Annotated in this window: 17 protein-coding genes and 1 riboswitch; of the genes, 12 read left to right on the forward strand and 5 right to left on the reverse strand. The window is 70.5% G+C overall.

Translation table 11 applies throughout. The features are described 5' to 3' along the window. Positions 1 to 38 precede the first annotated feature (38 nt). On the forward strand, positions 39 to 947 hold the full coding sequence (locus tag KF910_RS08030; RefSeq protein WP_292260333.1) for an aldo/keto reductase: 909 nt from the start codon (positions 39 to 41) through the stop codon (positions 945 to 947). Here the strand turns inward: KF910_RS08030 and KF910_RS08035 are convergent. After that, the gene (locus KF910_RS08035; RefSeq protein ID WP_292260336.1) at positions 931 to 2751 is read right to left on the reverse strand and encodes a TonB-dependent receptor plug domain-containing protein; all 1821 of its coding nucleotides are present in this window, start codon (positions 2749 to 2751) and stop codon (positions 931 to 933) included. The genes KF910_RS08030 and KF910_RS08035 overlap by 17 nt on opposite strands. Positions 2752 to 2939: 188 nt before the next feature. Further along, positions 2940 to 3092, reverse strand: a riboswitch (cobalamin riboswitch). Between the two features lie 125 nt (positions 3093 to 3217). Here KF910_RS08035 and mutS point away from each other — a divergent pair. The 5 genes from mutS (at position 3218) to KF910_RS08060 (ending at position 12076) form a co-directional block, all read left to right on the forward strand. Further along, a complete protein-coding gene (mutS, locus tag KF910_RS08040) occupies positions 3218 to 5899 on the forward strand; it encodes a DNA mismatch repair protein MutS (RefSeq protein WP_292260337.1) in 2682 nt (893 codons plus the stop codon). Further along, positions 5896 to 8604 (forward strand): [protein-PII] uridylyltransferase, encoded by a 2709-nt coding sequence (glnD, locus tag KF910_RS08045; RefSeq protein ID WP_292260338.1) that lies wholly within the window; start codon positions 5896 to 5898, stop codon positions 8602 to 8604. The genes mutS and glnD overlap by 4 nt, the downstream gene beginning before the upstream one ends. Then, on the forward strand, positions 8601 to 10202 hold the full coding sequence (gene murJ / locus KF910_RS08050; protein WP_292260341.1) for a murein biosynthesis integral membrane protein MurJ: 1602 nt from the start codon (positions 8601 to 8603) through the stop codon (positions 10200 to 10202). Before glnD ends, murJ begins: the two co-directional genes overlap by 4 nt. A 122-nt stretch (positions 10203 to 10324) precedes the next feature. Next, a complete protein-coding gene (trpS, locus tag KF910_RS08055) occupies positions 10325 to 11359 on the forward strand; it encodes a tryptophan--tRNA ligase (protein WP_292260343.1) in 1035 nt (344 codons plus the stop codon). 93 nt (positions 11360 to 11452) lie between these two features. After that, positions 11453 to 12076 carry a MarR family winged helix-turn-helix transcriptional regulator gene (locus KF910_RS08060; RefSeq protein ID WP_292260346.1) on the forward strand — a complete coding sequence of 208 codons (624 nt, stop codon included), beginning with the start codon at positions 11453 to 11455 and terminating at the stop codon, positions 12074 to 12076. Positions 12077 to 12096: 20 nt separating this feature from the next. On the opposite strand, the gene KF910_RS08065 is transcribed toward KF910_RS08060, so the two are convergent. Continuing rightward, positions 12097 to 12552 carry a hypothetical protein gene (locus KF910_RS08065; RefSeq protein WP_292260349.1) on the reverse strand — a complete coding sequence of 152 codons (456 nt, stop codon included), beginning with the start codon at positions 12550 to 12552 and terminating at the stop codon, positions 12097 to 12099. Between the two features lie 92 nt (positions 12553 to 12644). On the opposite strand from KF910_RS08065, the gene pgi reads away from it, so the two are divergent. Further along, positions 12645 to 14258, forward strand: a complete 1614-nt coding sequence (gene pgi / locus KF910_RS08070; protein WP_292260352.1) for a glucose-6-phosphate isomerase — start codon at positions 12645 to 12647, stop codon at positions 14256 to 14258. 51 nt (positions 14259 to 14309) lie between these two features. Here the strand turns inward: pgi and KF910_RS08075 are convergent, their stop codons facing one another. After that, positions 14310 to 14738 (reverse strand): hypothetical protein, encoded by a 429-nt coding sequence (locus KF910_RS08075; RefSeq protein ID WP_292260355.1) that lies wholly within the window; start codon positions 14736 to 14738, stop codon positions 14310 to 14312. Between the two features lie 240 nt (positions 14739 to 14978). Between KF910_RS08075 and groES the strand changes: the two genes are divergently transcribed. The 3 genes from groES to KF910_RS08090 all read left to right on the forward strand — a co-directional run bounded on the left by groES (position 14979) and on the right by KF910_RS08090 (position 17546). Beyond that, positions 14979 to 15266: a co-chaperone GroES gene (gene groES / locus KF910_RS08080; protein ID WP_021698725.1), complete on the forward strand. Its 288-nt coding sequence runs from the start codon at positions 14979 to 14981 to the stop codon at positions 15264 to 15266. Positions 15267 to 15404: 138 nt separating this feature from the next. Beyond that, entirely contained in the window at positions 15405 to 17057 is a 1653-nt protein-coding gene (groL, locus tag KF910_RS08085) for a chaperonin GroEL (protein ID WP_292260357.1), read from the forward strand. Between the two features lie 171 nt (positions 17058 to 17228). Then, positions 17229 to 17546, forward strand: coding sequence for a hypothetical protein (locus KF910_RS08090; protein WP_292260360.1), 318 nt, complete (start codon positions 17229 to 17231; stop codon positions 17544 to 17546). Between the two features lie 3 nt (positions 17547 to 17549). On the opposite strand, the gene KF910_RS08095 is transcribed toward KF910_RS08090, so the two are convergent. Next, the gene (locus KF910_RS08095; RefSeq protein WP_292260364.1) at positions 17550 to 18341 is read right to left on the reverse strand and encodes an SDR family NAD(P)-dependent oxidoreductase; all 792 of its coding nucleotides are present in this window, start codon (positions 18339 to 18341) and stop codon (positions 17550 to 17552) included. After that, positions 18338 to 18790: an Rrf2 family transcriptional regulator gene (locus KF910_RS08100; RefSeq protein ID WP_292260367.1), complete on the reverse strand. Its 453-nt coding sequence runs from the start codon at positions 18788 to 18790 to the stop codon at positions 18338 to 18340. The genes KF910_RS08095 and KF910_RS08100 overlap by 4 nt, the downstream gene beginning before the upstream one ends. A 152-nt stretch (positions 18791 to 18942) precedes the next feature. Between KF910_RS08100 and KF910_RS08105 the strand changes: the two genes are divergently transcribed. Both KF910_RS08105 and KF910_RS08110 read left to right on the forward strand, forming a co-directional pair. Beyond that, positions 18943 to 20895, forward strand: coding sequence for a potassium transporter Kup (locus KF910_RS08105; protein ID WP_292260370.1), 1953 nt, complete (start codon positions 18943 to 18945; stop codon positions 20893 to 20895). A 185-nt stretch (positions 20896 to 21080) separates the two neighbouring features. After that, on the forward strand, positions 21081 to 21664 hold a 584-nt coding region (locus tag KF910_RS08110), incomplete at its 3' end, for a transcription antitermination factor NusB (RefSeq protein ID WP_292260373.1).

Raw genomic sequence — 21664 nt, forward strand, 5'->3', positions numbered from 1 at the left:
TGGACGGTCCCTTAAACATTGTTCGTCAGGGTGGTCGGGTGACGTCCCCGTCTTCGCCCTCTCCCGTCGACCGCCTGGCCCTGGCGGTGGTGACCGAGCCCGAACGGGCCCTGGGCGCTGTGATGGCCGCGCCCGCCGGCGCGCGCGAGGATGCGATGCGCCATCTGCTGCAGACCGCGGCCGAGGGCGGCGTCGGCCTGGTGGCCACCCGGCCGGACGGCGACGGCGAACGATTGCTGGGCCAGGCCTGGCCCTTTCCCTCGCCCTTCCGGGTCAGCGTCCGCACCGTCTCGGTTTCCGAAGGCGTTGATCGGGTCGAGGCGCGCGCCCGCCGCTCGCTGGAGCGTCTGGGCCTGCCGCGCGGCGACGTGCTTCTGGTCTCCAACGCCGCCGACCTGGCCGGGTCCGAGGGCCGCGCCCTGTGGGACCGTCTGAACGCCCTGAAGGATCGCGGCCTGTTCCGCCGCATCGGCCTGTGCGCCGAAATCGACGACGGGCCCGTGGTTCTGGCGCGCCGGCTTCAGCCGGATGTGATCCAGCTGCAGTGCAACCTGCTGGATCAGCGGGCGGTCAACGACGGGATCATCGCCGCCCTGGCGGCCCAGGGCTGCGCGGTGCACGCCTCATCCATCTTCGCCGGCGGGGTCCTGTTCGCCGACAGCGAGGGCCTGCCGCCCGCCCTGACCGGCCATGCCCTGGCCCTGTCGCGCACCCGTCGGCGTCTCGCCGAGGCGCGGCTGGACCCGATGCAGGCGGCCCTGGCCTTCGCCCTGGGCCTGGAGGGGGTCGACGCCGTGGTGGCCAGCGTCGCCTCGGCGGCCGAGCTGCGCGCCATCCTGGCCGCCGCCCACGCCCCCGCCCCGGCCCTGGACTGGACCACCCTGGGGCTGGAGGCGCCGGCGGCCTTCGCCGCCGACGCCCGCCGCCGCATCAGTAGCGCAGCCTGACGCCCACATAGGCGGTGCGGCCCGGCTCGCCGTAGCCGAACACCTGCTGGTAGTGCTTGTCCGCCAGGTTCTCGATCCGCGCCGTCAGGACGACATGGTCGTTCAACGCATAGGCCGCGTTCAGATTGGCCGTGACGAAGCCCTTCTTGGCCACGGTGACGCCATTGTCGGTGTCGTCCTGGTCGCCTTCGGCCCGGACGGTCACGGCCCCCGACAGCCGTTCGCCGGTCCAGGCCAGGGTGGCCGAGCCCGAATGTTCCGGCACCCGCAGCAGGCGGACACCGGCGCCCAGGTCCTGGGCGTCGGTCCAGGCGTAGGCGACGGTCAGGCCGAATCCACCCCCCAGTCGCGCCCGGCCTTCCAGCTCGAACCCATCGGTGCGAGTATGGTCGATGTTGATGTACTGGCCGGCGCGATAGACGATCTGGTCCTCGACGTTCAGCCGATACAGAGTCGCCCGCCCGTCGATGCGGCCGTCCGACGAGGCCCAGCCCAGGGCGACCTCGACGCTGTCGGCCGTTTCCGGCGTCAGCTCGGGCCAGGGCAGGGGCGCATAGCACCAGTCGCACAGGGCCTGGCTGACGGTCGGAGCCTTGAAGCCGGTGCCATAGGCCCCCGACAGGATGAAGCCGCCCGACAGATCATAGGCGGCCGAGATGCGGCCCGTGGTCTTGCCGCCGAAATCGTCGGTGTCGTCATGACGCAGGCCAGCGGTGACGTTAAGCGGACCTGCATCATACTGGGCGACGCCGAACACCGAGGTGATGGCCAGGTCGGCCGACAGACCCGACGACAGGTCGCCGTGTGATTCCTCCCGCTCGGCGCCGAAGGCGTAGGTCAGGTCGCCGGACGCCCCATCCGCCTGCCAGCTAAAGACCTGGCGATCGCCGGTGAAGGTCGAACCGAAGCCGCTGCTGTAGGAGGTGCGTTCGATCTCCGAGGCCGCGACGCTGAGCTGGTGCTTCAGGCCGAAGGCGGAGGCCTTCAACCGGGCGAAGCCCGACCATTGCTCGCTGTCCTGGGTGTCGGCGGTGTCGGCCAGGCTGTAGGTCGGCGGCGGGAAACCGTCGATGTCGGCATGGTTGTCGGTCCAGCGCAGCGAGCCGTCCAGGCTGACTGTGTCGGAAAGTGCCACGCGGCCCCGGGCGCCGACCGTGGTGCTGCGCAGGCCGTCCGGCTCGGGATTGCCGTCCGCCTCGTCGGCGGCCGAGACGCCGTCGGTCTGGAAGCGCGAGACATAGGCGCTGAAGGCGTAGGCGTCGGTGGCCACGCCCGCCGACAGGCGGCCGCGCCGGGTATCCAGGCTGCCCGCCTCCAGCTGGGCCTCCAGCCCGTCCAGTTCGCGGGTGGTGAAGGCGATCACCCCGCCGATGGCGTCCGACCCCCACAGCGAGGACTGCGGGCCGCTGAGCACCTCGATGCGCTCGACGCCCGCCAGTTCAAAGCCCGCGAAGTCGAAGGCGCCGTTGATCTCGGCCGGATCGTTGACCGGGGCGCCGTCGACCAGGACCAGGGTCTTGCCCGGCGTGGCGCCGCGCATCCGCACCTGGGCCACGCCGCCGAAGGCGCCGGTTCGGGTCACCGAGAGGCCGGGAATATCGGCCAGTATGTCCGAGGCGAAGACGGCGCCGCGCTGGGTGATGGCCGTCTCGTCGATCACCCGGGCGCCGGGCGTGTCGGCGACGATGGCCGGGATGCGGGTGGCCGTGATGACCACCTCCTCCAGCGGCTCGGCGACCGTCTGGGCGTGGGCGGACAAGGGAAGGGCGACGAGCGCCGCCGTGGAAAGCAGGATGGACCGCATGGGTCAGTCTCCGTCGAGATCGGGGCGCGGCGCGCGCCCGGACCGAAGGATGCGACCGATCCGCCGGTCCCCGCGGGCGGGGCCGGACGACGCCGGATCGGGTCGCTTCGACGGACCTTCGATCTCGAAGGCATGGGTCCCGCGTCACCTGCCTGTTCCCGGACAGCGGACGAGCGACGTCGGCGGCCAGGTCTCCTGGCTTGCGGGTCAACCGCCGCCGTTCCCGCCTTCCCGGTCGCCCTGCGGGCTTCCAGTGACGCCGGGATCGAGATCCCGGATCGAACGACGGCGTCGCCGCCTACAGTTGCGGGCACAGCCGCGGTGTCTGACCGCGTTCCCTTAACCGCCTGTAGCGGCTTTTCGCAGGTGCGGCGCGGCGCTGCAACACTCATCCCCCAGAGCGTGCGGACGGCGCATCGTTCCCGCTTGAGCCGACCGGCCCGATCCGTCACCCTGCGGTCACGCCATGAACGCCCCGATCCCCCATCCGCCGGTTCCCGTCGCCGACGCCCAGACCACGCCGGTCATGGCGCAGTTTCTGGCGGCCAAGGCGGCCCAGCCCGAGGCGCTGGTCTTCTTCCGCATGGGCGATTTCTACGAACTGTTCTTCAGCGATGCCGAACAGGCGGCGGCCGCTTTGGGCATCACCCTGACCAAGCGGGGCAAGCACGGCGGCGACGACATTCCCATGGCCGGGGTGCCGGTCCATGCGGCCGAGGGCTATATCGCCCGGCTGATCCGCCAGGGCTTCCGCGTCGCCGTCTGCGAACAGATGGAAGACCCCGCCGAGGCGAAGAAGCGCGGGTCCAAGGCCGTGGTCCGGCGCGACATCGTGCGGGTCATCACGCCCGGCACCCTGACCGAGGACAGCCTGCTGGACGCGCGCGGCGCCAACCGGCTGGCGGCGGTCGCCCTGCGCCGGGGCCGGGCGGCGGTGGCGGTGGTGGAGCTGTCGTCCGGGGCGGTGGACAGCGTGGCCTGCGCGCCCGAAGACCTGGCCGCCACCCTGGCCGCCTTCCGCCCGTCCGAAATTCTGGTTCCCGACCGCCTGTTCGCCGACGATGCGGCGCGCGCGGCGCTGGACGCCTCGGGCGGCGTGGCCCAGACCATGCCCGGCGCCCTGGCCGAACCCACCGCCGCGCGCGACCGGGTGCAGCGGCTGTATGGCGTCGCAGCGCTGGACGGCTTCGGCGCCTTCGAGGAGGGCGAGGTTTCGGCCCTGGGCCTGATCGCCGCCTATCTGGAGACGACCCAGGCGGGCAGGGTGCCGGCCCTGGCGCCGCCGCGCCGGGCGGGCGAGGCGGGCTGGCTGGCCATCGACCCGGCCACGCGCCAGAGCCTGGAGATCGACCGCACCCAGAGGGGCGAGCGCGAGGGGTCGCTCTTGGCCTGCATCGACCGCACCGTCACCTCGGGCGGGGCGCGGGCCCTGGGCGAACGGATCGCCCGGCCGCAGACAGATCCAGCCGCCATCAATCACGCCCTGGACGGGGTGGAATGGATGCTGGCCCGCCGCGACCTGAGGCGCGATCTGCGCGAGGCCCTGCGCGCCTCGGCCGATGTGGCGCGGGCGGTGTCGCGCCTGGCGCTGGGCCGGGGCGGGCCGCGCGACCTGGCGGCCATCCGCGCGGGCCTGCTGACCGCCCAGACGATCTCGGGCCTGTTCGCCAGAACCGGCGATCCGCTGAACGGGCCGCCCCAGCGGATCGCCCAGGCCCTGGCCCGGCTGACGCCGCCGGTCGAGGCGCAGCATCTGCTGGAATCCCTGATCGCGGGCCTGGTGGAGGAGCCCCCGCACCTGACGCGCGACGGCGGCTTTGTCGCGCCCAATCACCGGCCCGAGCTGGACGAGACCCGCCGCCTGCGCGACGACAGCCGCCGGGTGGTGGCCGATCTGGAGGCCCGCGCCTGCCGCGAGGCGGGGGTGGCGTTCAAGGTGCGGCACAACGCCGTGCTGGGCTATTTCCTGGAGACCACCGCCAAGGCGGCCGAGCCGCTGATGCGCGCGGGGCCTGACAGTCCCTTCATCCACCGCCAGACCCTGGCCAATCAGGTGCGGTTCACCACCGTCGAACTGTCGGAACTGGACGCCAGGATCAGCCAGGCCGGCCATCGCGCCCTGGCCATGGAGCAGGAGACGTTCGAGACCTGGCGCCGCGCGGTGCAGGATCAGGCCGCGTCGCTTCAGGCTGTGGCCGAGGCCCTGGCCATGCTGGACGTCGACGCCGCCCTGGCCGAGTGGGCGCAGGAGACCGGGGCCGTGCGGCCGATGGTGGACGGGTCGCTGTGCTTCTGCGTCGAGGCGGGGCGACACCCGGTGGTCGAGGCGGCGGTCAAGGCGGCGGGCGATCCCTATACGCCCAATGACGCCCGGCTGGACGGGGCGGGGGCGGACGGCGCGCGCCTGGCCATCGTCACCGGGCCGAACATGGCGGGCAAATCGACCTTTCTGAGGCAGAACGCGCTTCTGGTCGTGCTGGCCCAGGCGGGGTGTTTCGTCCCGGCCCGGTCGATGCGTCTGGGGGTGGTGGACCGGCTGTTCAGCCGCGTGGGCGCCGGCGACGACCTGGCGCGCGGCCGCTCCACCTTCATGATGGAGATGGTCGAGACCGCCGCCATCCTGACCCAGGCGACGGATCGCAGCTTCGTCGTTCTGGACGAGATCGGGCGCGGCACCGCCACCTATGACGGCCTGGCCATCGCCTGGTCGGTGGCCGAGGCGCTGCACCAGACCAATCGGGCCCGCACCCTGTTCGCCACCCATTATCACGAGCTGGCGCGGCTGGAGACGCGGCTGGACCACGTCTGCAACCTGTCGATGAAGGCGCGCGAGTGGAACGGCGACCTGGTCTTCCTGCACGAGGCGGCACCCGGGGCGGCGGACCGCAGCTATGGCGTCCAGGTGGCGAAGCTGGCGGGCGTGCCCGGCGCCGTGGTGACGCGGGCGAAAGAGGTGCTGGAGCGGCTGGAGGGCGAAAAGGCCGCGCCCGCGCGCCTGGACGATCTGCCGCTGTTCTCGCTTGCCGAACCCACCGCGCCGCCGCCGTCCTCGGCGGTGGAAGACGCCCTGGCCGACATCCAGCCCGACGACCTCAGCCCGCGAGAGGCGCTGGAGGCCCTGTACCAGCTTAAAGGACTGGTGAGATGAAAACGCCTCCCCCATCGGGGGAGGATTTGCTCGACGCCCGCCTGACCGACGCCGCCTCGGCCTCTGACAGCCGGGCGGCCGTCGCCGCCGTTCTGCGCGACCACTGGGACGCCGCGCGCTCCGTCGTCGCGCAACGGCTGACGGCGGGACTGGGCGGGGTCGAGACCGCGCGGCTCTACGCCGCCGCCGCCGATACGGCCCTTCAGGCCCTGTGGCGGGTGACGACCGAAACCCTGTTTCCCGCGCCCAATCCGACCGAGGGCGAGCGTCTGGCCCTGCTGGCGGTCGGGGGTTACGGGCGCGGGGTCCTTGCGCCCCATTCGGACCTTGACCTGTTGTTCCTGCGCCCGTGGAAGCCGACGCCGCGCATCGAACAGGTGACCGAGTTCATCCATTATGTGCTGTGGGATCTCGGGCTGAGGATCGGTTCAGCCAGCCGGTCGCAGGACGAAGCCCTGAGCCTGACCCGGCGCGACATGACGGCGCGCACGGCCCTGCTGGAGGCGCGGTTCCTAGTCGGAGACGCCGCCCTGGCCGATACCTTGCTGGCCCGGTTCCGCAAGGGGGTGAAGGCCGCCGATCCGCGCCCCTTCATCACCGCCAAGCTGGATGAACGCGACGTGCGCCATCGCAAGGCGGGCGCCTTTCGTTATTCGGTCGAGCCGAACGTCAAGGACGGCAAGGGGGGACTGCGCGACCTGAACACCCTGTTCTGGATCGCCCGCGCCCTGGCGCCCGACAGCGTGCTGGGACGCGCCGCCCTGGACGATCTTCTGACGCCGCGCGACGTGCGGACGTTCGAACAGGCGTTCGACTTCCTGTGGCGGGTGCGCATCCACCTGCATCTGGTCGCGGGCCGGGCCGAGGAGCGGCTGACCTTCGACCGCCAGCCCGAGATCGCCCGGCGGATGGGCTGGCGGGGGCGCGGCGACGAACCGGCGGTGGAGCGGTTCATGCGTCGCTATTTCCAGCACGCCCGCGACGTCGGCGCCCTGACCCGCGCCGTCTCGGCCCAGCTGGAGGCGCGTCAGCAGAAGAAGGCCCTGACCCTGTCACGCCTTCTGCCCGGCCGCCGAAAGAAGCTGGAAACGCCAGGGTTCATCATCGACCAGGGACGGCTGTCGGTCACGGGGCCGGAAGTGTTCGACCAGGATCCGACACGGCTTCTGACCCTGTTCGTCGCCGCCGACGACCGCGACCTGGACCTGCATCCGGACGCCTTCGCCTGCGTGCGGCGGTCGCTGCCGCTGGTGACGCCGCGCCTGCGCCGCGACCCGGTGGCCAGCCGCGCCTTCCTGGATGTCCTGGCCCAGGGGCAGCGGCCCTATCGCGTGCTGTCGATCATGAACGAGACGGGTCTGCTGGGCCGGTTCCTGCCGGAATGGGGCCGGATCGTGGGCCAGACCCAGTTCAACATGTATCACGCCTATACGGTCGACGAGCACACGCTTCAGGCCATCGGCCTGATCAACGATGTCTGGCGCGGCAAGCTGACGGCCGATCATCCGATGGCCAGCGACATCGTGCATCGGATCGACGACTTCGAAGCCCTGATGCTGGCCATGCTGTTGCATGACGTGGGCAAGGGCGGCGACCGGGGCCAGGTCGAGGACGGCGCCCTGGCGGCGCGGCGCGCCTGCGAACGGTTGGGCGTCGATAGCCGGCGCATCGAACTGGTCGCCTGGCTGGTGCGTCATCACCTGGTGTTGTCGGACTACGCCCAGAAGCGCGACGTGTCCGATCCGGCCACGGTGCGCGCCTTCGCCGAGATCGTCGGCGATCCGGAACGGCTGCGGATGCTGCTGGTGCTCACGGTGGCGGACATCCGCGCCGTCGGGCCCGGGGTCTGGAACAGCTGGAAAGGCCGACTGATGCGCGACCTCTATTCCCGGACCCAGGCCCTGTTCCGCGGCGAAACGGTCGATGCGCCCGACCCCGCCGCCGACCATCCCGACCTGGTCGCCCGCGCCGGAACCGCGGGCGTCGCCGCGGAGGCCCTTCGGGTCGAGGCGGACGAGGCCGTCTCGCGCGTCGCGGTGGCGGCGCCGGACCGACCCGGCCTGTTCGCCGACCTTGCCGCCGCCCTGGCCGCTGAAGGGGCCGATGTGGTGGGCGCCCGGGTCGCCACGACGGCCCAGGGCCTGGCCCTGGACGTCTTCGACCTGCAGGACGGCGCCGGACTGCCCTATGGCCAGGCCGAACCGCGCAGGCTGGAGGCCCTGGTCGCGGCCCTGGACGCCGCCGCGCGAAGCATCTCGCCGCAACTCCGCCCCGCCCCGCCGCCGGTCAGCCGGCGCCGCGCCGCCTTCGAGGTGGCGCCGGTGGTGATGGTCATGCCCGAGGCGGGAGAGGGGGCGGCCGTCATCGAGGTTTCCGGCCCCGACCGGCCCGGCCTTCTGGCGGACCTAGCCGCCGCCCTGACCGAGGCGGGCCTGTCGATCCGTTCGGCCCATGTGGCCGGTTTCGGCGCCCGCGCAGTGGACAGCTTCTATGTCACGGACGCAGCCGGGGGCCCCCCGGGCAAGGCCGGGCTGGCGGCCGCCCACGAGGCGCTGACGGCTGTGTTTGATCGCCCGATGGGGGCGAGGACCGTCGCCTCGGCCCGCGCCAGCGCGCGCGACGTCTCGCACATCGGCCCGTTCCGTCCGGCCCGGAAGCGGGCTAAAGCCGGTTCGTCTCCCTCCGCCGCGGCGTCCCCTGAATGAGCCTCGCCCGAAACACCCTGGTCCAGGCGACCCTGACCCTGGGCAGCCGCCTGCTGGGGTTCGCCCGCGACATGGCCCTGGCGGCGCGCTTCGGCCAGGGGCCGATGATGGACGCCTTCACCACGGCCCTGATGCTGCCCAACCTGTTCCGGCGCCTGTTCGCCGAGGGCGCCTTCGCCCAGGCCTTCGTGCCGGTCTATGGCGGGGTGCGCGAACGGGACGGAGACGATGCGGCGGCGGTGACGGCCTCGGAAGCCTTGTCCTTCATGCTGGCGGTGGTGGCGGGCTTCTGCATCCTGATGCAGCTGCTGACACCCTGGCTCATGCCCTGGCTTTTGTCGGCCTATCGCGGCCAGCCGGCCGTGCTGCACCTGGCGATCACCGCGACCCAGCTGGCCATGCCCTATCTGGCCTGCATGACCATCGCCTCCCTGCTGTCGGGCGTGCTGAACACAGCCGGGCGATTCGCCCTGTCGGCGGGGGTCCCGGTGCTGCTGAACATCTGCACCCTGGCGGCCCTGCTGGCCCCGACGCTGGCGCCCGAGATGGACGCGGGCGACATCCTGCTGGCGACCAGCGCCGCCGTGACGATCTCGGGCCTGCTTCAGGCCGGCCTGCTGTGGCGCGGGGTGCGGCGGCTGGGAGTGCGGCTGAGGATCGGCCCGCCGCGCCTGACGCCGGCGGTGCGGCGCACCCTGGCCCTGGCGGTGCCCGGCGCCCTGGCCGGCGGCGCCATGCAGGTGAACTCCCTGGTCAGCCAGTTGCTGACCGGATCGGACGAGGGCGCCCGTTCGGTGCTCTATAACGCCGACCGACTTTATCAGCTGCCGCTGGGCCTGGTCGGAGTGGCCATCGGCCTGGCCCTGACGCCGCGCCTGACCCGCGCCTTCGTGGCCGGCGATCACGCGGGCGGCAAGAAGACCCTGGACGATGGCATCGCCCTGGCCATGGCCTTCACCCTGCCGGCGGCGGTGGCGCTTCTGGCCATTCCCTTCTTCATCATCGACGCCACGGTGACGCGCGGGGCCTTCACCTCGGCCGACGCGGCGCGCACGGCGGATGTGCTGCGTCAGTTCGCCTGGGGCGTGCCCGCCTTCGTCCTGGCCAAGGTGCTTACCCCGCCCTTCTTCGCCCGCCAGGACACGCGCCGGCCGATGATCTACGCCATCGCCTCGGTCGGGGTGACGGTGGTCGTCGGGACCGCCCTGTTCCTGGCCCTGGGCCGGATGGGGCTGGACGGGGTTCTGGGCCTGGCGGTGGCGACCAGCCTGTCGGCCTGGCTCAATGTGGCCCTGCTGGGTGGAACCCTGATGCGCGAGGGCGCCTGGCGGCCGACAGGCGCCTTCGTCTCGCGCCTGGGGCGCATCCTAGCCGCCAGCGCCGTCATGGGCGGCCTGCTGCTGGCGGCGGGCGCGGCCTATCCGACCCTGGCGCAGTGGCTGCTGGCCAAGGAGATCGCGGTCCTGGTGGTCTGCGCAGCCGGGGCGGCCGTCTATGGCGTCGCCGTCATCGCCCTGCGCGCCGTCTCGGTGGCCGAGCTGAAGGCCGCCCTGCGCCGCGAGCCGGGCGCGCCGGTCCCGTCCGGTCTGGACGGATAGGCGCCGAGCGGATAAGCGCCTTGGCATGACGCTTCCGGGCTCCTCTCTCGACCGGCGATGGCGCGGCTGACCCGCCGCCGCCCGTCCGCCTGCCCGATTCCGATTTTCCGAGACCCGATCCCATGACCGAACCGACCCCGGCCGACTACACCGGCCCCCGCCGCATCCTGTCCGGCATCCAGGCCTCCGGCGCCCTGCACCTGGGCAACTATCTGGGGGCGCTGAAGCGGTTCGTCGCCCTGCAGGAACAGGATGCGCCCTGCTTCCTGTTCGTCGCGGATCTGCACGCCATCACCGTGTGGCAGGACCCGGCCGTCCTGACCGCCCAGACGCGCGAGATCGCCGCCGCCTATCTGGCCTCGGGCCTGGACCCGAAACGGTCGGTCATCTTCCCGCAGTCGGCGGTGCCGGCCCATGCCGAACTGGCCTGGATCTTCAACTGCGTCGCCCGCCTGGGCTGGCTGGACCGGATGACCCAGTTCAAGGAAAAGTCCGGCAAGCACAAGGAACGGTCGTCGGTCGGCCTATACACCTATCCGGTGCTGCAGGCGGCGGACATCCTGGTCTACAAGGCCACGGGGGTGCCGACCGGCGAGGACCAGAAGCAGCACCTGGAACTGACCCGCGACATCGCCGCCAAATTCAACAACGACTTCGGCGTTCCCGGCTTTTTCCCCCTGCCCGAGCCCCTGACCCAGGGGCCGGCCCCGCGCGTCATGTCGTTGCGGGACGGGGCGGCCAAGATGTCCAAGTCGGACCCGTCGGACCAGTCGCGCATCAATCTGATGGACGACGCCGACACGATCGCCGCCAAGGTGCGCAAGGCCAAGACCGATCCCGAACCCCTGCCCGAGACACTGGAAGGACTGGACGCCCGGCCGGAAGCCAGGAACCTGGTGGCCATCTATGCGGCCTTGGCCGACCTGTCGCGCGAACAGGTGCTGGCCCAGTTCGCGGGCCAGGGCTTCGGCGCCTTCAAGCCCAGGCTGGCCGAGTTGGCGGTCGAGAGCCTGGCGCCCGTCACCGCCGAGATGCGCCGCCTGATGGCCGCGCCGGACGAGATCGACCGGGTGCTGCGCGACGGGGCCGAACGCGCGGCCGAGATCGCCGATCCCATCGTGGCCGAAACCAAGCGGATCGTCGGTTTCTGGCGCTGACGATAAGGCCTTGCAGGGATCAACTGTCGTCTGCGCGTCGTGAAACCGTAAACCCCGGCGGCTAGGCTGGACTCAGGTTCCGGGGGCAGAGTCATGGTCAAGTCGGGCAAGTCGTCGAAGAAGAGCGTTGGGCCGCTGGCGGCCTCGCCCAGCCACCTGATGCACCGCGCCCTGCAGTTGGCGCTGGACATCTATGTCGAGGAGATCGGGCCCGACGGCCTGACCCAGCGCCAGTTCGCCGTCCTGGAGGCCGTGGCGGCCAAGGCCGGGCTGACCCAGACCGAACTGGTGCGCGCCACCGGCATCGACCGTTCGACCCTGGCGGACCTGGTGGCGCGGATGGAGGCCAGGGGCCTGGTCGAACGCCAGCGTTCGACCCTGGACGCCCGCGCCATGGCCGTGCGCCTGGCCCCGGCGGGCGAGGCGGCCCTGGAGGCCGCACGGCCCCGCGTCCAGGCCGCCGACAAGCGCATCCTGGCGCTTCTGCCCAAGGGGCGGCGCGAGGCCTTCCTGACCGTCCTGGCGGACCTGGCCGCCGCAGCCGACGCCGCGCCCGACCAGGCCAAGGCCGAGGCCCGGGCCGCGAAGAAGGCCGCCAAGGAAGCCCGCAAGGCGGAGAAGGCGGCGCGCAGGGCCGCTGAAAAGCCGGAAAAGGCCAAGACGTCCAAGACCGCGCGATCCGCCAAGGCCGCCAAGATCGTCAAGACGGCGGCCTGACGCCTCGGGTCAGGACAGGATCACACCTCCGGCTGGGGCGGGGCGGTGATGACCTCGACATTGTCGTTCAGCAGATAGGACAGGTCCGACAGGGCCTCGGCCTGCTCGCGCGCCGTGGCGGCGGACGCCGCGGCCTCGATCTTCAGGGGAATGTCCTCGGAAATGCCGCGCAGAATGCATTTCAGGTCGCCGTCCGTGCCGCGCTCCTTGAGGATCAGGTGGCCCTGCATGTCCAGTTCGGCCAGGGCCGTCGCCTCGGTGCGGAAGGCGGCGAAGACGTCGGCGGCGGGCCGCACCCCGTTCCAGCCGTCGACCAGGGCCTTCAGCCGCCCCGAGCGGGCCACGATGTCGGCGAACAGGGGCTCGCCCGCCACCGACACAGGGGCGTCGGCGGGCGGCGGCGGAACAGCGGCGGCCATAGCCACGTTGGGGTCCGACAGCATAAGGGCGGCGGCCAGGGCGATGCCACAGGACATGGGACGTCTCCGACGTTCGGCGCGCGAGGGGATTCGCGGTTGAATCCGATTACGCCCCAGCCGTAAACGAGTCGTTCACCAAGGAGACCGCCGTGCCCGATCCGACCCTGGACGCCGCCTGGACAGCCCTGATCGAAACGGCCCGGCGGGATGGTCAGGCGCGCATCGTCGAGCGGTTCGCCCAGGAGCCGGACCGGCTGGAGCGGATGAGACTGGACGCCGCCGGCCTGCACCTGGACCTGTCGAAACAGGCCTGGAGCCTGGAAGGGATGGAGGCGGCCCTGACCCTGGCGCGGACGGCCGGGGTCGAGGATCGCCGCCGCGCCCTGTTCGCGGGCGAGGCCGTGAATGGGACCGAGGAACGCGCAGCGCTCCACCCCGCCCTGCGCGCGCCCGACGGCGCCGATTTCCGCGTCCTGGGCCGGCCGGTATCGGACGAGGTCGAACAGGTCCGCCAGGCGATGCGCGACTATGCCGAGGCCGTCCGCTCGGGCCGCGAGCCCGGCGTCGACGGGGAGGCGATCCGGACCGTGGTCCATATCGGCATCGGCGGGTCGGACCTGGGGCCGCGTCTGGTCTGGGACGCCCTGCGCCCCCTGGACCCCGCCATCGACCTGCGCTTCGTGGCCAATATCGACCCGCGCGAGATGGCCGAAGCCCTTTGCGGCCTGGACCCCCGGACCACTTTGGTGGTGGTGGTGTCCAAGACCTTCACCACCCAGGAGACCCTGGCCAATGCCGAGATCGCCCGCGACTGGCTGGCCGCCGGCCTGACGGCGGCCCAGGCGCCGCGCCACCTGGTCGGGGTGACCACGGCCGAGGATCGGGCCCGGGCCTTCGGCTGTGGCCGCGTCTTCGGTTTCAGCGACTGGGTCGGCGGCCGCTATTCCCTGTGGTCCGCGGTCGGGCTGTCGTGCGCCATCGGCCTGGGCTGGGACGTTTTCCAGGGACTGCTGGACGGGGCGGCGGCGATGGACCGGCATTTCCTCGACGCCCCGCTTAAGGCCAACGCCCCGGTCCTGCTGGCCATGGCCCAGGTCTATAATGTCGAGGGCCGGGGACGCCGCGCCCGCACCGTCGCCCCCTACGCCCACGCCCTGCGTCGCCTGCCGGCCTTCCTGCAGCAGCTGGAGATGGAATCGAACGGCAAGGGTGTGCGCCGCGACGGAACGCCCTTGGTTCACGGGACCGGGCCGGTTGTGTTCGGCGAACCCGGCTCCAACGGCCAGCATGCCTTCTTCCAGCAGATCCATCAGGGGCCAGAGGTCGTACCGGCCGAATTTATCGTCGTCGCCCACACCGGGGGCGAGGCCAGCCAGGCGCCCCTGTGGGCCAACGCCTTGGCCCAGATGCAGGCCCTGATGATCGGCAAGAGCATCGACCAGGCCCGCGCCGAGATGGTCGCCGCCGGCCTGGAGCCGGCCGAGGCCGCGCGCCTGGCGCCGCACAGGGCCTTTTCCGGCGACCGGCCCTCGACGGCCATTGTCATGGACCGGCTAACGCCCCAGACATTGGGCGCCCTGATCGCCCTTTATGAGCACAAGACCTTTGTCGAGGGCGTGCTGTGGGACATCAACAGTTTCGATCAGTGGGGGGTCGAGCTGGGCAAGATCCTGGCGCGCGACATCCTGAACGACGTCCGGGCCGGCGCGCCCTCGGCCGGGCTGGACCCATCGACCGCGGCCCTGATGCGGCGGCTGATGTGAAAAGGGCGGCCCCAGGGACCGCCCTTTGCGTCTCGATGACGGGATCACCCCTTACCAGCGGCGATCGTAGCGATAGTCCCGCTGATAGCGGCGGTCATCGCGACGGTCGTACCGGCGCTCGTAGCGTTGGTCACGTCGGTCATAGGCGCGATAGTCGCGGCTGTTGATGCCGTGCTCGCGCTCCCAGTGGCCCTGGTTCCGATAGCAGCGGCCGCCGCGGTAATAGCCGCAGTCGCCGCGATCATTGCCCGAGGCGCCGATGGCGGCTCCGGCCAGGGCGCCGCCCAGGATATAGGCGCCGTCGCCATTGCCGATGGCCGCGCCGGCCACCGCGCCGATGGCGGCGCCGACCAGGGCGTCGCTGGAGCTGCTGGACCGGTCGCGGTCGCGATAGTCGCGGTACGACTGGGCGGCGACGGGGGTGGCGGCGACCATGGTCAGGGCGATGGCGCCGGCGGCGATTGCACCGAAGGTCTTCATGGCGGGTCTCCTTGTCCGGTCGCCCGATGCGGGCGTTGATGTCGGTTATAGCCTGGGCTGTTTGAACGCCATCGCCCGCGCCTGTTCATTTTCGGTTCATCTGAGCGCCCGGGCCTTGACGCTCCGGCCCTGCCTGCATAACTCCCGCCCGCGTTGGCACTCGGATGCGGCGGCTGCCAAAGGCGGCGTCGTGTCCGTGGGCGCTCATTCATTCAGAGGCCCTGAAAGGGAGAACTACAGATGGCGTTTCGTCCGCTCGGCGACCGCGTGCTGGTCAAGCGCGTTGAGGAAGAATCCAAGACCAAGGGCGGGATCATCATCCCCGACACCGCCAAGGAGAAGCCGCAGGAAGGCGAAGTCGTCTCGGTCGGCCCCGGCGCGCGTGATGACTCCGGCAAGGTCAACGCCCTGGAACTGAAGGCCGGCGACCGCATCCTGTTCGGCAAATGGTCGGGCACCGAGGTCAAGATCGACGGCGACGACCTGATCATCATGAAGGAATCGGACGTGCTGGGGGTGCTGAGCTAACCGCTCAGCCCCTGTGGCGAGTGACGAGTGGCGAGTGGCGAGGATGTCAGAAGTGACCCCGCCCGCAGCGCCAGAACTCGATCCCGCTCGCCACTCGCCACTCGTCACTCACCACTCATTTCAAAGGAGCAGCCGCACATGGCCGCCAAGATCGTTCACTTCAACACCGACGCGCGCGACAAGATGCTGCGCGGCGTCAACGTCCTCGCCAACGCCGTCAAGGTGACCCTGGGTCCCAAGGGCCGCAACGTCGTGATCCAGAAGTCCTTCGGCGCCCCGCGCTCGACCAAGGACGGCGTCTCGGTGGCCAAGGAGATCGAACTGGAAGACGCCTTCGAGAATATGGGCGCCCAGATGATCCGCGAGGTCGCCTCCAAGACCAATGACAAGGCGGGCGACGGCACCACCACCGCCACCGTCCTGGCCCAGGCCATCGTCCAGGAAGGCCTGAAGGCCGTGGCCGCCGGCATGAACCCGATGGACCTGAAGCGCGGCATCGACAAGGCCGTGACCGTGGTTCTGGAAGAGATCAAGTCCAGCTCCAAGCCGGTGTCGGACAACTCGGAAATCGCCCAGGTCGGCACCATCTCGGCCAACGGCGACGCCGAGGTCGGCGCCCTGATCGCCGAGGCGATGCAGAAGGTCGGCAATGAAGGCGTCATCACCGTCGAAGAGGCCAAGACCGCCGAAACCACCGTCGACATCGTCGAGGGCATGCAGTTCGACCGCGGCTATCTGTCGCCCTATTTCATCACCAACGCCGACAAGATGGAGGCCGTCCTCGAAGAGCCTCTGATCCTGCTGCACGAGAAGAAGCTGACCAGCCTGCAGCCCATGCTGCCGGTGCTGGAAGCGGTGGTCCAGTCGGGCCGTCCGCTGGTCATCGTGGCCGAGGACATCGAAGGCGAGGCCCTGGCCACCCTGGTGGTCAACAAGCTGCGCGGCGGCCTGCGGGTCGCGGCGGTCAAGGCGCCGGGCTTCGGTGACCGCCGCAAGGCCATGCTGGAAGACATCGCCATCCTGACCGGCGGCCAGGTGATCTCGGAAGACCTGGGCATCAAGCTGGAAACCGTCACCCTGGACATGCTGGGCAAGGCCAAGAAGGTCTCGATCACCAAGGACGACACCACCATCGTCGAAGGTTCGGGCGAAAAGGCCGGCATCGAGGCCCGCGTCGGCCAGATCAAGAAGCAGATCGAGGACACCACCTCGGACTACGACAAGGAAAAACTGCAGGAACGCCTGGCCAAGCTGGCTGGCGGCGTGGCCGTGCTGCGCGTCGGCGGTTCGACCGAGGTCGAGGTCAAGGAGAAGAAGGACCGCGTCGACGACGCCCTGAACGCCACCCGCGCGGCGGCCGATGAAGGCATCGTTCCGGGCGGCGGCATCGCCCTGCTGAAGGCCTCGGCCAAGCTGGAAGGCTTCAAGGGCGACAACGCCGACCAGAACGCCGGCGTCGCCATCGTGCGCCGCGCCCTGCAGGCCCCGATCCGTCAGATCGCTGAGAACTCGGGCGTCGAAGGCTCGATCGTGGTCGGTAAGGTGCTGGAGAACAAGGACGCCTCGTTCGGCTTCAACGCCCAGACCGAAGAGTACGGCGACCTGGTCAAGATGGGCGTGATCGACCCGGCCAAGGTCGTGCGCACCGCCCTGCAGGACGCCGCCTCGGTGGCCGGCATCCTGATCACCACCGAAGCGGCCGTGGCCGATGCGCCGAAGAAGGCCTCGGCCGGCGGCGCCGGCGGCATGCCGGGCGGCGGCATGGGCGGCATGGGCGACATGGACTTCTAAGTCCTTTCGTCCATTGATCGTTCAGATTGAACCAGGAGGGCGGGTCCGGAGACGGGCCCGCCCTTTCTTGTGGCGAACGTCGCGGGCCGGGCGCCTGAACTCGAACTCCGTTCCCCGGATTGCGAGGATGCAAGGCATCGTGCACGTTGGGCTGGACGATGGAGCAGGCGGATGATCGGTCTGGGCGCGGTCGCGATGGCGGCCTTCATCATGGGGCAGCAGGCTCTGCCGCCGATCCAGCGGCAGGGACTGACCATGGGCCGGTTCCGCGACAACGATTCCATGACCCAGACCGACCGCCAATTTCTGGAAGCCCGCACGGTCGAGGCGCGCTATCAGGTCGAGCGGCGCAGGCGGCTGATCCTGAGGCTGGACCGGATGATCTCCGAAGGGCATTGCGACGGCGCCCGCGCGGTCGCCCGTCGCGCTCCGGACCACGACATCCGCGACGCCGTCGCCCAGGCCTGCTCAAGCGAAACCGGCGCCTGAGCCTTAGACCCGACCCAGCCGCCTGGCGTGGCTGCCGACCATCCTTAGCGCCATGCCGTCCGGCAGGTGTTTGGCCAGGCCCGCGAGCAGGTTGTTCATCAGGCCCGGCGTGACGCTGGGCCGATTGGCCTCCACCGCCGCCCAGCCGATGCGGGCGACCTCGGGCGAGCGCATCCACATCCAGGCGGGATAGGCGGCCGAGACCTGGTCCCGCGTGCCGTTGGCGTCATGGAATTCGGTCAATGTGTAGCCAGGGTTCAGCACCGTGACCTGCACGCCGGTCCCCGCCATCTCCAGATGCAGGCCCTGAGACCATTTGATCAGGAAGCTCTTGATCGGGCCGTACAGGGTGTCGCCGCCTGTCGCCGGCATCCGCCCGGCCAGAGACGCCACGTTCAGGATGCGGCCATAGCCGCGCTGGACCATGCCGGGCGCGAACAGGCGCGCCAGTTCGACCGGCGCCGACAGCATGACCCGCACCATGGCCGCATGGTCGGCCGGGTCGGTGTTCAGAAAGCCCGATGTGCGGCTGAAGCCCGCATTGTTGACCAGGCCGTCGACGGTCAGGCCGCGCGCGGCGATGGCCTGGGCCAGTCGGGCGGACGCCTGCGGGTCGGCCAGGTCTTCGACCAGAACCGTCACCGCCGCCGCCGCGCCGATCTCTTCGGCCAGGACCCGCATCGGCGCCTCGCGCCGCGCGGTCAGGATCAGGTCATGGCCCCGCCGGGCGCATTCGCGCGCCAGATCGGCGCCGATGCCGGCCGAGGCGCCGGTGATCAGTATGGTGCGCCTCAAGCGGGAGCCTTGATCCCGGCCAGGCTGGCGGGCTGTTCATGCAGAAGGTCGGCGATGGTGATGCGGCTCAGGGCCTCGGCCGCGGCCGCGTCGGCGGCGGTCAGAGCCTTGGCCACCTGGCGAGGGATATGCTCGCCCACCGGGCATCCCTTGGCCCCCGCCGGGGGCGAGCCCAGGTGGGCGCAGCCGTTGACGGCCCGCAGAACCGCGTCCAGCCGGATGTCCTCTGGCCGTTTCAGCAGCCAGGATCCCCCGGCCGCCCCCGAACGGGTGGCGATCAGACCGGCCTTGGCCAGCAGGGCGGTGACCCGCCGGATCACCACCGGATTGGTCGGCACCGAGGCGGCCAGAACCGCGCTGGGCGCCGCCTGGGCAGGCCCATAGGCGCCCTTGTGGGCCAGATAGGCCAAGGCGTGGGCGGCGACGGGAAAGCGCTGGCTGTCTGACATGTTCTTGATGTCAATTTAGGCGCTGGCCGCGGGATTCACAAACCGGCGGAACCGTTCGATCCCGACGAACGATTGAACGGCGCGGGGAAAGGGTCTAAAGGCCCGCCGCTCTTGATGGGTCCGCCCCTCCCTGCGGCGCCCGGAGAAACCGAATGGCCGGGCCTGACGCCGGCGACGAGGCCGCAACGCCCGCCGCCCCCAAAGCCGAGACTCCTGAACCGACGCCGTCCGAAGGCGCCCACGGCCGCAGCGGCTTCTGGGCCCTGGCCCTCGGCGCCGTGGGCGTGGTGTTCGGCGACATCGGCACCAGCCCGCTCTACGCCATGCGCGAGGCCCTGGCCCATTCGCGCAGCGGGGGCGAGGCGGAACTGGCGGTTCTGGGCGTGGCCTCGTTGGTTTTCTGGGCCCTGTTCCTTGTGGTGACGCTGAAATACGTCGTCTTCCTGATGCGGGCGGACAACAAGGGCGAGGGCGGCACCCTGGCCCTGATGGCCCTGGCCCAGCACGCCATCGGCCGACGCTCGGCCCTGGTCTTTCTGCTGGGCGTCTGCGGCGCGGCCCTGTTCTACGGCGACGGGGTTCTGACCCCGGCGGTCTCGGTGCTGTCGGCGGTCGAAGGTCTGGGCGACGCCCCGGGCCTGAACGGGCGGCTGGATCCCTTCATCCTGCCCATAGCGGCCGGGATACTGATCAGCCTGTTCATGATCCAGGCGCGGGGCACCGCCAGCATGGCGCGCGCCTTCGGGCCGATCACCGCCGTCTGGTTCCTGGTCATGGCCGGCCTGGGCGTCCTGCACATCTTCGACGATCCGTCGATCCTGCGCGCCCTGTCGCCCCACTACGGCCTTCTGTTCCTGATCGACAACGGCGTCCTGGGCTTCGTGGTCCTGGGCAGCGTCTTCCTGGCCGTCACCGGGGCCGAGGCCCTGTACACCGACATGGGTCATTTCGGTAAGGCGCCGATCCGCTTCGGCTGGGTCGCCTTCATCCTGCCGTGCCTGATGCTGAACTATCTGGGCCAGGGCGCCCTGGTGCTCAGCGATCCGGCGGCGCGCTTCAACCCCTTCTGGGCCATGATCCCCCATTCGGTCTATTGGCCGGTCCTGCTGCTGGCGACTTGCGCCACGGTGATCGCCAGCCAGGCGGTCATCACCGGCGCCTTCTCCCTGACCCAGCAGGCGGTGCAGCTGGGCCTGTTGCCCCGCCTGACCATCCGCCAGACCAGCGAGAGCCAGGCGGGCCAGATCTATGTGCCCACGGTCAACGGCCTGATGCTGGTCGGCGTGCTGCTGCTGCTGGCCATGTTCCCGTCCTCGTCCCAGCTGGCGGGCGCCTATGGGGTGTCGGTGACGGGCGCCATGCTGGTCGACAGCCTGCTGGCCTGGTTCATCGTGCGGCGTCTGTGGAAGTGGAGCCTGCCGCTGTCGGCCCTGGCCATCACCCCCTTCCTGATCATAGACGCGGCCTTCTTCGGATCGAACCTGCTGAAGATTCCGCAGGGGGCCTGGGCGCCCCTGGTCCTGGGCGGGGGGCTGGTGTTGATCATGTGGACCTGGGTGCGCGGATCGCAGATCCTGGCCGCCAAGACGCGCAAGGACAGCCTGCCTCTGGGCGACCTGATCGAGATGCTGCGGGCGCGGCCGCCGCACCGCACGCCGGGCGCCGCCGTCTTTCTGACCTCGGATCCGGACGTCGCCCCCGTCGCCCTGATGCACAATCTCAAGCACAACAAGGTGCTGCACGAGAAGAACATCATCCTGACGGTCCGCACCGCCGACCGGCCCCGGGTGCCGGAGGCCAATCGTGTCGCGTTCGAGCCGATCGGAGATGATTTCAAGCGGATCGTGGTGACCTACGGCTTCATGGAGACGCCGAACATTCCCCGCGCCCTGGGCCAGTGCCGCAAACAGGGTCTGAAGTTCGACATCATGTCGACCAGCTTCTTCCTCGGACGCCGCTCGGTCGTGCCCGCCGCGCGCCAGGGCATGCCCCTGTGGCAGGATCGGCTCTATATCTTCCTGATGCGAAACGCCGCCAACCCCACCGACTTCTTCCATATCCCGCCCGGCCGGGTGGTGGAGATGGGCACGCAGGTGTCGGTCTGATGGTGAAGCCCGTGGCGAGTGGCGAGTGGCGAGTGGCGAGAAAAACCAGGGGATCGTCACCCTCCAAGCCTTATAAGAGTGGCGCGTCCAGGCCGACCAAGGGCGAAAAACGCTCGCCACTCGCCACTCGCCACTCGCCACTCACCGAAGCGGACCCCGGCGTCGAAGCCCGCATCGCCGCCGGGGTGCTGCTGAACGCCGCGCTTGAGAAACGCAACGGTCTGGACGAGGCCCTTTCTTTCCGCGAAGTCGCGTCCCTGCCGCCGGCCGACCGGGCCTTCGCCCGCGCCGTCGCCATGGCCGCCCTGCGCCGGCTGGGCGAGATCGACCAGGTGCTGGACCATCGCCTGAAGGCGCGGCCCAACGATCAGGTGATGACCATATTGCGCATCGCCCTGGCCCAGATCCTGGTTCTGGAGACACCCGCCTTCGCCGCCGTATCGACCGCGGTGAAACTGGCCGAACGCGACGCCAAGACCCGGCCGTACAAGGGTCTGGTCAACGCCGTCCTGCGCACCATCGGGCGCGAGGGGCCGGGCCTGACCACGGCCGAGGCCAATCTGCCCGACTGGATCGCCGCCCGCTGGCGCGCGACCTATGGCGAACCTGGGATGATCGGGCTGGCCCTGGCCGGGCGAGACGAGCCGCCGACGGATCTGAGCGTCAAGCCCGGCGTGGATGCGACGGCCCTGGCCGAGACGCTGGACGGTTTCGTCCTGCCGGGCGGAACCGTGCGGACCGGGCGGCGCGGCGACATCGCCGCCTGGCC

The sequence above is a fragment of the Brevundimonas sp. genome (genome assembly GCF_019636155.1).
Taxonomy (GTDB): domain Bacteria; phylum Pseudomonadota; class Alphaproteobacteria; order Caulobacterales; family Caulobacteraceae; genus Brevundimonas.

Excerpts from the sequence above, each read along its gene's own strand:
- groL (WP_292260357.1), top strand. The coding sequence starts at position 15,405 with ATGGCCGCCAAGATCGTTCACTTCAACACCGACGCGCGCGACAAGATG.
- trpS (WP_292260343.1), top strand. The coding sequence starts at position 10,325 with ATGACCGAACCGACCCCGGCCGACTACACCGGCCCCCGCCGCATCCTG.
- KF910_RS08060 (WP_292260346.1), top strand. The coding sequence starts at position 11,453 with ATGGTCAAGTCGGGCAAGTCGTCGAAGAAGAGCGTTGGGCCGCTGGCG.
- KF910_RS08100 (WP_292260367.1), bottom strand. The coding sequence starts at position 18,790 with ATGTCAGACAGCCAGCGCTTTCCCGTCGCCGCCCACGCCTTGGCCTAT.
- KF910_RS08065 (WP_292260349.1), bottom strand. The coding sequence starts at position 12,552 with ATGTCCTGTGGCATCGCCCTGGCCGCCGCCCTTATGCTGTCGGACCCC.
- murJ (WP_292260341.1), top strand. The coding sequence starts at position 8,601 with ATGAGCCTCGCCCGAAACACCCTGGTCCAGGCGACCCTGACCCTGGGC.
- KF910_RS08105 (WP_292260370.1), top strand. The coding sequence starts at position 18,943 with ATGGCCGGGCCTGACGCCGGCGACGAGGCCGCAACGCCCGCCGCCCCC.
- KF910_RS08090 (WP_292260360.1), top strand. The coding sequence starts at position 17,229 with ATGATCGGTCTGGGCGCGGTCGCGATGGCGGCCTTCATCATGGGGCAG.
- KF910_RS08075 (WP_292260355.1), bottom strand. The coding sequence starts at position 14,738 with ATGAAGACCTTCGGTGCAATCGCCGCCGGCGCCATCGCCCTGACCATG.
- groES (WP_021698725.1), top strand. The coding sequence starts at position 14,979 with ATGGCGTTTCGTCCGCTCGGCGACCGCGTGCTGGTCAAGCGCGTTGAG.
- mutS (WP_292260337.1), top strand. The coding sequence starts at position 3,218 with ATGAACGCCCCGATCCCCCATCCGCCGGTTCCCGTCGCCGACGCCCAG.
- KF910_RS08035 (WP_292260336.1), bottom strand. The coding sequence starts at position 2,751 with ATGCGGTCCATCCTGCTTTCCACGGCGGCGCTCGTCGCCCTTCCCTTG.
- glnD (WP_292260338.1), top strand. The coding sequence starts at position 5,896 with ATGAAAACGCCTCCCCCATCGGGGGAGGATTTGCTCGACGCCCGCCTG.